This window comes from Enterobacter cloacae complex sp. 397G4 (assembly GCF_050031515.1).
Taxonomy (GTDB): domain Bacteria; phylum Pseudomonadota; class Gammaproteobacteria; order Enterobacterales; family Enterobacteriaceae; genus Enterobacter; species Enterobacter hormaechei_C.
Map to the genome: position 1 here is coordinate 2,588,277 of NZ_JBLGWE010000001.1, position 12,303 is coordinate 2,600,579.

The following is a 12,303-nucleotide window of genomic DNA, read 5'->3' on the forward strand; positions in this document are numbered from 1 at the left end:
TTTATCTATTAGACAAGCCGCCACTTATCTTATTACTGGGACACCATGTGATTGGAAGATATATATAATTAAATATGATAAAACCACACACATACACCACTTGCCTGCTTTTTTACACCCGCCATCAATAGGTTTATGCAAAAAGCCAACAAAAATATATAAGATGCTACCAATTACAAGAGAATATAAACACATTATAAAGAGTATTAATCCTAACATATGTATTCCATTAATATTATTTAACGACCAGTAAGTGTTATTATCATATCATCTATCAAATCCGAAGAATTAAGCGTCGTTGCCCCCTGCGCGTCTGTTATACCAGTGACAACTGACCCGTTTGGCATAGTTATTTTATAGGCTTTTCCTGGAAGCGGCTCTTGGGTTAATGCATTTCTGATGACAAATTTCTCATCAAACGTAGAAGGTTCAAACGACTTCATCACCCCCTGCATACTGCCCGTGCCCGCTTTCCTGATGCCCGTGTTCTTAATCAGCAGTTTACCCGGACCACCAATCTCAACATTCCCACCGCTGATTTTGATATAGCCACCACCACAAATCAGCGTCAGCTCGTCCTGTGCCGTGACAACCATTTTCCTGCCGCTTGAAACATGCGTATCCTGCGTGGACCATGTGGTGATGTTTCCGCCCTGCGCCTGAATATCAATGTCGTTTTGCGAGCTGAACAGTTTTGCTCCTTCACGGCTGTACAGGCTGAGTTGTTTACCGGCCGCCAGCGTAAAATCATTCTGCGCACCAACATCCAGCTGTTTACCCGCTGTCAGTGTCATATTATCACTGGCTGATAGCTGCATATCTTCGCCGCTCACCAGTGCCATGCCTTTTGGCGCACTGCCCAGAATCACCTCTTCATGCAGTTGTTCAATTTTCTGCTTCAGGAGTTTTTGCTGACGGCCAACATCGGCAGCCAGAGCCTGAGCCTGCTGTGCGCAGGCAGCAAGGGATTCCATTTCCACTAATGCTGCTGAAAGCCGTGCGAGTGCAGGCTCCATATCAAGGACCTGGCCCTGCGCCTTCGCCTGGCCGTCAGCACTAATAAAAATCCCTTTCTGCGCCCGGATGGCGCCCCAGTTGTCGGTTCTGAGCTCAAACCCCTCACCGCGCTTCTGCCTGTCGCTGTCGACCAGATGGCCGAGATTCAGCTGGCTCTTGCCGCCGTACTCCGTGCTGACCTTGATATGCTCTTTCCCGCGCTCGTCGTCGAGGCGGATTTTGTTGTTCGCCGGCGTGCGCAGCACGTTGCGTCTGTAGTTGCGGATGGTGACGTGGTCGCCGTGCGCCGAGTCGTGCAGCACACCGGCAATGTACGGCCGGTCCGGGTTGCCGCCCTCAAAACCAATCGCCACCTCGGTGCCTGCCAGCAGCGGCAGGTGCAGGCCGTAGGTGTCACCCGCATACGGGCGGGACTGACGGACCCACAGACTCTCGAACCCGGTCTCCCAGTTCTCACGGTCAAACAGCATGTTGACGCGGTAGCGGCCGTCTTTATCGATATGCCCGTAGGTGTCATTTTCAGTGGTACTGGTGACGCGGGCCGGTAAGGTACCGGCCATCACCGGACGTGAACCAGGCTCAGGGCGGAAACTGAAATCAGTGCTGTCCGGGATACCGTCAAACCTGACGCAAAAGTCCGCATCACGCTGCGCATGGCTGTGCATCGCCGTGACAACCACGCCCTGCGCAAACACTTCTGCCACTTCGTACCCGCCGGTGACTTTCAGCAGCATACCCGGAGAGAGCTCCGGACAACTGGTGAAGGCAACGGTCTGCGTCTGGTCATTCAGGTAGCGCTCATGACGGATGCGGGCGTAAAACGCCCCGGACTCCGCAGCCGGGTTGCGGTCATACGCGCTGCCCGGCGTCAGGTAGTTATCCGCCCAGTGATAGGCCTCACCGTACGTGGTGACATCCCCGCGGGTCGCGTCAACCCGGGTGTTCATGTCCTCCGTGGCCTGACGGTAGTTGTAATCGCGGGTGCTGACCGCCTTCTGCACCACATTATGGTGGCTCTCCATTTCCCACACCGAGTCCACACCCTGCGAGTGCTGCCCTGACGGCGGCACCGACGGCAGCGTCAGGCCTTTCTCATATCCCTGCCGGCTGTCGTAAAACTCCACCACGTCAATGTTGAGGCGCGTGTCGGTGGTGAAGCGGAACCAGATACCGACCTCACCCAGCAGGCGGGTGATAAAGTGCAGGTCGTCCTCAGCGTACTGCATCACCTGCTCACGGCGCGGATACTCTTTACTCAGTGAGAACAGGAAGTCCTGGCCGCGCATGCCGTGGCGCTCGCGCAGGATTTTCTCCACAATCTGCGGGACGGACATGTCCTGGTAGACGGCGTTCTGGTGCGAACGGCTGAGCAGGGCCAGACGCGGCTCAAGCGTCACTGCGTAACGGGTTTCATCCTTTGAGGTACCCAGACGTTCAAAACCCGTGACCACGCCCTGAATCACCCGCACCGGCTGCTGTATTTTGATGCCGTACCCCTGGTCTACCGGGGCCTGAAGCGTCAGGGAAGCCGCTTTCATCAGCATCATCTCTTTGCTGATGGCATGGTCCGTACTGGTGAATTCAGTACGGTAGCTGAACGGCGTGCTCAGGGCTTCATCGCCCTCAAACGCCAGTACATCAAGCCCTGCATCGCAGCCCTTCACCGACAGCAGGTGATGGCTGTGGCTGAATCGTAAGGGAAGATTACTGCTCATGCATGCTCACCTTCTGTCCGGTCAAACTCGAGCACTATGCCCTCTCCCTCATCCCAGCCCAGCGTCAGGGTATGCGGCTTCTGCCCCGCTGCCATATGGCTCAGCAGCTGCTGGCTCAGCACCGGCAGAATCTGCTGGTTCAGCAGGCTGTCGATATTGCGCGCACCGGTATCCGGCAGCAGGCAGGCGGCAGTCAGTGCGTCGTACAGGCTTTCGCTGATATGGGTAGTCATACCGTAGTGACGGTTGAGGCGTCTGCTCACCTGATTCAGCTTCATCTCCACAATGGTACGCATCGCTGCCTTTGCCAACGGACGGTAAATCACCGTCTGGAAGCGCGCCAGCAGCGCGGGCTGGAAGTGGTCCCGCAGGACAGGACGCAGCAGTTCATGCAGGTCCGGCTCTGTCGCCTCCGGCTGCTCCTCCAGCATCTGCATGATGAGGTCGCTGCCGAGGTTGGAGGTCATCAGAATCACCGTGTTACGGAAGTCAATTTCCCGCCCCTCGCCGTCGCGCATGAAGCCTCGGTCAAACACCTGATAGAACAGGTTCATCACGTCCTGGTGCGCCTTTTCCACTTCGTCCAGCAGCACCACGCTGTACGGGCGCTTACGGACGGCTTCGGTCAGAATGCCGCCCTGACCGTAACCCACGTAGCCCGGAGGTGAGCCCTTAAGCTGCGAAACGGTGTGTGGCTCCTGGTATTCCGAAAGGTTGATGGTGATAAGGGACTTCTCGCCGCCGAACAGTTCATCGGCCAGCGCCAGTGCGGTTTCGGTCTTGCCGGTGCCGCTCGGCCCCACAAGCAGGAACACGCCCTGCGGGCCGTTCTCAGGCGCCAGACCGGTTTTGCTGGCGCGCAGGCGTTGCGCAATGGTATTCAGCGCACTGTCCTGACCGACAACGCGTTTCGCCAGACTGTGCTCAAGGCTCAGCAGTTCCGTCTGCTCGTCCTTCATCAGGGAAGAGAGCGGTACGCCCGTCCAGTCGGCGATAACGGTGGCGACGGTACGCGCGTCCACATCCAGCCCCAGCAGCGGGGTATTCTGCTGCACGGCAGTAAGCTGCATCTGAAGGTCCGCAATCTCCCCCTGACGGGAGATATCCGTGCGGCAGGCAAGCAGTTCTTCCGTCAGTTTCAGCTCCTGGCCGTACTGGGCTTCCCGTTCGTCGAGCTGCAAAATGATGGCGACCTCTTCCTCTCCGATGGCGGCCAGACGTTCGCCGTGAGCGGTATTACCCACCACGATATCCTCCAGCAGCGCCTGCTTCTCCATAGCAAGGGCCGTGAGCTGCGCCTTCATGCGGGTCAGCGGCTCCGGCACCGTATCCAGGCTCGTACGGACACGGGCAGAGGCAGTATCCAGCAAATCCACCGCCTTGTCAGGAAGCTGGCGTCCGGTCAGATAGCGTCTGGACAACGTGACGGCGGCTTTAACCGCTTCATCGGTAATATGCACGCCATGGTGCTCCGCGTAGCGTGACTTGAGTCCGCGCAGCATCAGGCAGGCGGTGTTGTCGTCCGGTTCGTCCACCTTCACCATCTGGAAACGACGCTCCAGCGCGGCGTCGCGCTCAAAGTACTGTTTGTACTCACTCCAGGTGGTGGCGGCGATGGTTCTGAGCTCACCGCGGGCGAGCGCCGGTTTCAGCAGGTTGGCCGCATCGGCGCCGCCCGCCTGGTTGCCCGCGCCGATAATGGTGTGCGCCTCGTCAATAAAGAGCAGAACCGGCTGGGGTGACTGCTGCACCGCGTCGATGATGTTTTTCAGGCGCTGCTCGAATTCCCCCTTCACACCCGCCCCGGCCTGTAACAGGCCGAGGTCAAGGGTGCGCACGGAGACCGGCTTCAGCGCGTCCGGCACATTGCCCTCATGAATGCGCAGCGCCAGTCCCTCCACGAGCGCGGTCTTGCCGACGCCCGGTTCGCCGACCAGAATCGGGTTGTTCTTGCGGCGCCGGGAAAGAATGTCCACCATCTGGCGGATTTCATTGTCGCGGCCATAGACCGGGTCGATTCTGCCCTCACGGGCGCGGGCGGTGACGTCGAGGGTGAACCTGTCCAGCGCATTCTGCAACGCCGGGTTCAGCTCTCCTGTTATATCCGCATTCACCGGACGGCCGACAAACTCCACCTCATCCCCCTGCGTAAGCTCCGCTTCCTGCTGCACCTCCGGTCGTTCATCCGACTGCGCATCCAGAAGTCCACGCAGGCGCTCAAGCTGGCTCTGCGCCAGCGTCAGCAGCGGCCACAGGCCGTCACAGCGCAGCAGTTTCGGTTTTTCCACCAGAGCCATCAGGAGGTGAATGCTGCGGATATGTTCTTCCCCCGCCAGCGAGGCGTGCAGCCAGGCGTCCTGCATAAGGGACTGCACGCCCTCCGAAAGCTGCGGACGGCTGCGCACCGACCGTGGCAGGCTGTCCAGAAAACCCAGCATATCCTGCCATATCGTATCCATATCCCATTCGTAGCGCCGCGCCAGCACCGTCAGGTCGCCCTCACCCTGCTCCAGCAGTTTCAGCAGCCAGTGCTCAGGCAGTATTTCCGCATGGGCGCGGGTCTGGCACAGGGAAGCGGCCCCTTCCATCGCGCGGGCACAGTAAGGGTTAAGACGGCGTAACAGGATGGCTGGATTTTCCATGAGACTCTCTCTTTATCAGTTCCGGGCACGCTACCGCCCGTCGCTGTTCCCTGTTATTCAGGAACCCAAAGCGCATCAGGTCGGGCAGGCAGATTGTGTTTTTCTTTGCTGACCACCCGTCAGTGCAGGCGCTCAGCAAAAAAAGCAGACGGCTGACCGTCTGCTCAGGGCTCTTACGCAGTGGCGCGTTCGTTCCAGGAATCGGAATGAATGATGTTGCCGTCCTTGTAGGTCCAGGTGATTTTTTCGTAGCGCAGTTCAATCTGCTCGAGGTGGTTGTGCTTCTCGAAAGCAGGATCCTTGATGTCATGCATCTTCGGATTCACTTTCACCAGCTTCACGTTCTCAAGCTTCGTGTTGAAGTACTCCACTTCCTGGCCTGCGTCATTGATTCTGTACCATTTGAACTCAGCCGATTTCAGGTTCTGGCCGGTCGTCACCGCCTTGTACAGGTACGGGCTGGAGGAGTCGATTTCCTTGGTGAACAGGAAAGGCGTGTGGATACGGGTGCCGGTCAGCTTGCCGGTATTGTTATCGGTCGGGATGTACAGGTTGTGCTCCTGGGCCACCACTTCGATACTGCCTTCACGATCCTGAACGTCCACGGACCCTTTGATGTCCGCGCCGCCGTCGTCCTTCAGCCACAGATAGACTGGAATTGCCATGTTAATTACTCCGTTACATTGTTATCAGCGCCATCATCCTGCGATGACGCATGGGTCTTGCCCGGCGCCTGACAGGCATTCGCCTGCGGTACCAGACTGATTTCGACACGGCGGTTCAGCGCCCGGCCTTCAGCCGTGTCGTTGGTGGCGACAGGACGGCTTTCACCATAGCCCTGCACCGCAAAACAGCTCTCCGGCACGTCGCCGGTATCCCGCATCCAGTCGCGCACCGACTCCGCGCGCTTAAGCGACAGCACCTGGTTGGACTGGTCATCCCCGGTGCTGTCGGTATGGCCCGCCACCACAATCAGCCAGCCGGGCTTCGCCTTGATCCCCACCAGTGAGTTCACCAGCAGCTTTGTTGAGGCGGGTTTAAGCGCCCACTTTCCGGTATCGAACAGCGACATGCTGTCGAGGCGGATGATTTTCGGTGCCGGTTTGAGTTCCGGTTCAGGCGGCGGAGGCGGAGGCACATAAGAGCGAATCGCATTCAGCACTGGCATACGCAGACGTCCGCCCTGATACAGACCCAGACTCAGCCGGGCCGGTACACCGTTACGTGCATGGTCGTCCAGCAATGCCGCATCCTCGCGCAGCACGGCAACGGCGTCAGCTTTCGGCCCGAAGTCATTCATCGGTATACGTTCATAGCGTGCAATATCGAAGCTCACGCGTTGCAACAGCTGGCGATTATTCCAGCCACTGCTGAGTAGCGCAGCAATGGTCGCCAGCGTGAAGATTCCGAGCGCACCGCGCCAGGTTCGACCATGCGGTGTCAGGCCTCGTCCTTCTGGCAGTAAAGGGAGGACAAAATTCGGGAACAGGGAAATAACCGTACTGTCCGTTCCCGCCGGCTGCCAGCCAGACACCTGCTGCATCGCAGTATGGCGGGACAACCACGCTGTCCAGACAGAGGTGGCCATGCTTCCGGCCAGGATCGGGCCCAATCCCCACAGAACCGCAACAGGTTCAATGACAGGAATATCGGGGTTTTCATCCATAAGGACAGCCTGGACGTGCTGTTGGAACCAGCTCATCAGGCTGTTCATCAGCACCTGTTGCTGCATCGCAGGCGTTCCGCCAGTATTAACCCATTCAGCAACTGAGCCAGGCGCTGAAGTTCCACTCCAGACCTTTACCCCTTCCCCCAGGATCGCCGTCTGCCAGAGCATGTCATTCATCATCGCACTGCCGACCTGTCCATTCAGAACCAGTGGCACAGAATGGCCGGTTGCTTTACGCAATCGACTAATCTGCCAGCGCAGGGCAAGCAAACGACTGGTAAGGCGCTCACTGTCAGGGTGCTGCTGCGGACAAACACTGACCATCACTGACAGCTGACGTCCCCAGTCGGGGCGCAACCACAGTACCTGACGGGCGGCCTGCTCCAGTTCCAGATGATCCTCCACACGGATCCAGCAGCCCTGCGTGACAGTAAGCACAGGTGACTGATGCGGCCAGGCAAGCGGCAGATCGCCACAGACCAGTACCACGGGCTGACAATAATTGGCTTCAGGCAGGTCCTCCAGACACAGGGTGAAATCGTGCTGCACGCGACGGCAGGCGACAGCCCAGAACGCTATGATGAGTCCCAGTACCGCCAGCAGGACGAGAATGGAAACCAGACGGGATGCTGGCAGAAACCACAGGCAGACCACTGCACTCAGCAGGGCAGCCCAGAGCGCAAGCCCGCGCTGTTGTGCAGGGCTCATTTCACGGCTCCCGGCAGCAGGGTAAGCAGTGTCTGATCCAGCCAGCAATCCAGTCCCCACCATAATGCGGTGACCACCACCACACTCAGGCCAATGCGCACGGGCCATGATGCCAGCCAACCCCCTATCCCCTGTCCGGCATGGCTTTCCGCCAGAACGGGATGGGGTTGTGAATAGCTAAACGGCGCAACATATTCATTCAGTGCATTCATGAGTTTCTGCCGCTCAGGATCGTTCAGGGAGCGGAAGTTGCCGAGGAATCCGAGCATCATGACTCGCTGGAAGCAGGTCACAACGGCGTGGTCAGGAGCCGGTTCACGCAGCACATCACGCATCCGATCGCATAACGTGTCACCGGCGTCCATGGTGCCAAGGAAATATCCCTGTAGGGGAATGTCATACCACTGTATACAGGCGTCATCCTCCACACCGCGACCTTTGACTGCCTCATCAAGCAGCGCACACTGTGCCGTAAGAATATGCTGGCAGCTGGCCTCATCGAGTTCGCTCGCTTTCAGTTCTCGCTGCACACGCCCGACATCGTCGATGCAGCGCTCCCAAAGCGTACGCCCTTCCCCGTCCTGGAATGTCGGGCCGTGACGCAGACTGATCACCTGTAGCCAGGTGTCCTGTAACAGGGCATCAATATCAATGAACGCGGCAGTAGCGCGTTTACGATCATTCATGTTCTCAGTACCGCAAAGAGTTCAAGTTCAGGCTCGGCGAGCATTCCCGGAACGTAAAACATACAGGTGCCGCTCTGGAACATTTCGATGGCCAGGGGATGAGAGACATCAAGGCTGAAATACTGATTTTCCAGGCGTAGTGGAATGGCTGCCGGCACATGGCGCAGCGGCATCAGAGGGACGCCCACCCGCGATGAATTGACGATACTCCTGACATGATCGGGACTGCCGACCTTGCACTGGCGCGGGAACTGCTCCTGCAATTGTGCCACCGGCATCGGTGAACGCACGGAGAGGTAATAATCAGCCCCTTCGCGCAGACGTGGATCATGCAGACGGGCCTGCCAGAAGTGAAGCCGGTCATCATGCTCAAGCTCAATTGCCACCACCCGCGACGGCAGGCTGGCTTCCAGAAGATCGCCAAGTAAATCAAACAGCGGCGGGAAGACGTTATTCAGCTGCTCATGCTGCCATGCCGGGATCGCACTGACCTGATGCTCCAGCGAGAATGTCAACAGGCTGCCTGCAAGCCTTGCCAGCTCCGGATAGAGACGCTCAGGCGGGCTTTGCGGGTGGCGCTGAAACTGACCCAGCACGGGCTCAGCACTGTTCAGGGCATTGAGCAGCCAGAACAATGAAACATCGGCTACGGCAAAATCCGCCATGCGCTCATTACTTTCCCGGCGCATGTCCATCAGGCGGCCCAGACGGGCGCGCAGTTGCGTCAACAGTTGCTCCAGCTGGGTCATCAGCCAGCGACTGCCCAGTAACGCCAACAGCGGCGGAAGGTATGTCTCATCAAGTGCCCAGTTCCCCTGCGAATCTTGTTGCAGGCGGGCAACCGGACAGGTCAGGTAATCGCTGTTGTTCTGATGGGCAAATCGCAACGTCAGCTCTGGCCGCATCACTGCAATTTGGCGGGTATCATCGCCAAAAAGGTTGCGGACATCCCGCCAGCGCTGGCGATAGCGAACAGGACGCGCGGCCACCTCATCGGGCTTAAGGCAGTTGCCACCATTCGCGCGCAGCAGCGGAAGAGCCAGAACCACCACCACGTCCTGTGTTTCACTCTCAAGCGCCAGCACCGGTGGCAGGTCGTCAGCATTATCCGTATCGATTAATGTCCCGTCAGGGAACCGGAGGTGCAGATGACGGGCCTGTAGACGGCCCAACTTCAGTACATCCGGTTCGAAAGAGGCATTAATCACCCCCCAGGGATGGGAAAGACCCAGTCGGGCGATACATTCCGCAGACCAGGTCGCATAGGCGGCCTGTTGCTGGAAGTGCTGGGGAGAGACCATCTGGCCCCTGCCCCATAACGGTTGTTCCGTTCTCATGCTTCCTGCCTTACGTTACGCTTTCGCTTTAGGCATCTGGCTCACCAGAGACAGGTTCACATCCATGCCTTCCACCTGGAAGTGCGGCACCGCAAACAGCTTCACGCGGAAGAAACCCGGGTTGTCTTCGATATCTTCCACCACCACCTTCGCGTCACGCAGCGGATGAGAAGCCTGCAACTCATCGCCCGGATCGGTCATTTCCGTCACCAGACTACGCACCCAGGTATTCAGCTCCAGCTCCAGCAGACGGCGGTCCTTGGTGGTGCCGATGTTCTCGCGCTGGATGAGCTTCAGATAGTGCGCAATACGCGACAGCAGGAAGATGTACGGCAGACGGGCGTTGATGCGGCTGTTGGCCGTGGCATCCGCGGTGTCGTACAGCGCCGGTTTCTGCGCGGAGTTCGCCGAGAAGAAGCAGGCATAGTCGCGGTTTTTGTAATACGAGAGCGGAATAAAGCCGAGGTTGGCAAACTCAAACTCGCGGGTCTCCGGGATCATCACCTCAGACGGGATTTTCACCTGGTTGCCGGTACCCAGATCGTACAGATGAATAGGCAGGTCTTTCACCGCCCCGCCCGCCTGCGGGCCACGGATCTGCACGCACCAGCCGTTATTGATGAAGCTCTTCACCATGTTTGACGCGAAGGAGAACGAGGCGCTGGTCCACAGGTATTTCTCGTGATCCGGGCCTTTCACCTGCTCAACGTAGTTAAAGCTGCGTACAGGTACGGTGTCCGGGCCATACGGCAGACGCCCCAGCACGCGCGGCATCACGAGGCCGATGTAGCGGGCGTCGTCGGTGTCGCGGAAAGATTTCCACTTGATGTACTCCGCGCGGTCGAAGTAGTTGCCGATATCCTTAATTGCAGCGACCTCTTCCATGGAGTCTTTCAGGAAGAATTTCGGCCCGACAGAGCCAATAAACGGCATATGTGCGGCAGCTGACACTTTAGAGATGTTGCGCAGCAGCGCCACATCCTGCGGGCTGGCGTCAAATTCATAGGATGAAATCACGGAACCAATCGGCTCTCCGCCCGGGGTGTCATATTCGGCGGTATAGGTGTGCCAGTAGAGGCCGCTCTGGATAAGTTCTGGCGCGTCTTCAAAGTCCTGACGCAGATCTTCTTTCGACACATCCAGAATTTCGGTTTTCACGTTCTGGCGGTAGTCGGTGCTGTCCACCAGCTGCTTCAGGCCGCGCCACAGGGACTCCACCTTCTGGAACTCCTGGTGATGCATTACGGCATCCAGCTGACGACTAATCTGGAAATCCAGCTCAGCGATATGGTGGTCAATCAGCGTTTTGTCGAGCTTCTCCACCGGCTGACCGGATTTGCGGATGCAGTCCATAAACACCTGCATCGCCGCCGTCAGGCGTTCACCCGCCGGAGCGTCAGAAAGCGCGGCGTCATCCAGAAACGCATTGATATCCCCCAGGCTGGAGGCCGGGGTCAGGTTGATTTTTTCAAACAGGGAGGCGTAAACGCCCTCTTTTTCCAGTACGGTGGTCTGCCCCTGCGCGGAGGCGGTTTCAGTATTCACAGACATCAGCATATTCCCGGTTAATCCATTAAATTACACATGCCGCTTATTTCGGGGCCAGTGCACTCATTTCGTCGCGTAATTCCTGAGACAGCGCCGGGTCTTTAAGAATTTTCTCGAGTTCTTTTCTGAAAGTGGCGTTATCAAGGAGATTGGATTTGAGGTCGCGTAATAAATTACGCATGGCCAGCATGGCGCGGAGCTGGGGGATCTGGCGGGCAACCTGTTCAGGTTCGAAATCCTTAATATCGGAGAAATTCAGATTTATGCTTTCTTCCGAACCATCCCCGGCCATTGTGTTAGGAACCGTCAGATTCACTTCCGGGTTAAATTCCGAAAGTACGCTGTTGAAGTTATTTTTGTTGACGTTAATTTTCTCCCTTTCTGATAATGGGCGATTCTCTTTTCCATTACTGAAATCACCGACGGTGAGGAGTTTAAGCGGCAGTTCGATTTTCTTCTGCGCGCCACCTGTATGCAGAGCCAGCTTTAAGTTTATGCGTGCCTTGGGCACCTCATTCTGGAATGAATCGGCCATAGCAGTCCCTTTCTTTAAAAGAAATAAATGTTAAGTGAGTGACGTTTCTTTACAAAACCATATTAGAGCAAAAGCCCATTTAAAATCAACTTATCAGATCAAAGATCTACCATTAGACTTTTCTTAAGAATATTCCACTAAATTATTGTATTCATAAATGCCATAGATACATGACACACAGTAAAAATTAACTATTTATTCACATTAATTTGGCAGAAATGACTGCTTTGATTGGAAATATTGAACTTATTGTTCCATGAGGTTGAATAATTGATTTACATCAATGCATTTATTAACGCATCCCTTAACAGTGCAGAGAAATAAGGTTTTAATTCAATAAATGGCCTGAATATGAAAAATCCTGTATCGGAAAAATTTAATCTTAAAAAAAGTAATGACTACACTGCTACTGGAATGGCGAATAAATGACTACGCGTTTTTCGATA

General features: G+C 56.6%; 8 protein-coding genes. All 8 read right to left on the bottom strand.

All coding sequences use genetic code 11. The features are described from left to right. Positions 1-239 precede the first annotated feature (239 nt). Complete coding sequence (locus tag ACQG1Y_RS12510; RefSeq protein WP_368740391.1) at positions 240-2,732, bottom strand: type VI secretion system Vgr family protein; 2,493 nt, start codon at positions 2,730-2,732, stop codon at positions 240-242. Beyond that, positions 2,729-5,374 carry a type VI secretion system ATPase TssH gene (gene tssH, locus ACQG1Y_RS12515; RefSeq protein WP_414234723.1) on the bottom strand — a complete coding sequence of 882 codons (2,646 nt, stop codon included), beginning with the start codon at positions 5,372-5,374 and terminating at the stop codon, positions 2,729-2,731. Before tssH ends, ACQG1Y_RS12510 begins: the two co-directional genes overlap by 4 nt. A 173-nt stretch (positions 5,375-5,547) precedes the next feature. Continuing rightward, positions 5,548-6,039, bottom strand: coding sequence for a type VI secretion system effector Hcp (gene hcp / locus ACQG1Y_RS12520; protein ID WP_414234724.1), 492 nt, complete (start codon positions 6,037-6,039; stop codon positions 5,548-5,550). 5 nt (positions 6,040-6,044) lie between these two features. Beyond that, on the bottom strand, positions 6,045-7,751 hold the full coding sequence (locus ACQG1Y_RS12525; protein WP_203435812.1) for an OmpA family protein: 1,707 nt from the start codon (positions 7,749-7,751) through the stop codon (positions 6,045-6,047). Continuing rightward, the gene (tssL, locus tag ACQG1Y_RS12530; protein WP_414234725.1) at positions 7,748-8,437 is read right to left on the bottom strand and encodes a type VI secretion system protein TssL, short form; all 690 of its coding nucleotides are present in this window, start codon (positions 8,435-8,437) and stop codon (positions 7,748-7,750) included. Before tssL ends, ACQG1Y_RS12525 begins: the two co-directional genes overlap by 4 nt. Continuing rightward, entirely contained in the window at positions 8,434-9,774 is a 1,341-nt protein-coding gene (gene tssK / locus ACQG1Y_RS12535; protein WP_045338102.1) for a type VI secretion system baseplate subunit TssK, read from the bottom strand. Before tssK ends, tssL begins: the two co-directional genes overlap by 4 nt. Positions 9,775-9,789: 15 nt before the next feature. Further along, on the bottom strand, positions 9,790-11,325 hold the full coding sequence (gene tssC, locus ACQG1Y_RS12540) for a type VI secretion system contractile sheath large subunit (RefSeq protein ID WP_023324775.1): 1,536 nt from the start codon (positions 11,323-11,325) through the stop codon (positions 9,790-9,792). Positions 11,326-11,365: 40 nt separating this feature from the next. Beyond that, entirely contained in the window at positions 11,366-11,857 is a 492-nt protein-coding gene (gene tssB, locus ACQG1Y_RS12545) for a type VI secretion system contractile sheath small subunit (protein WP_033486877.1), read from the bottom strand. Positions 11,858-12,303 lie beyond the last annotated feature (446 nt).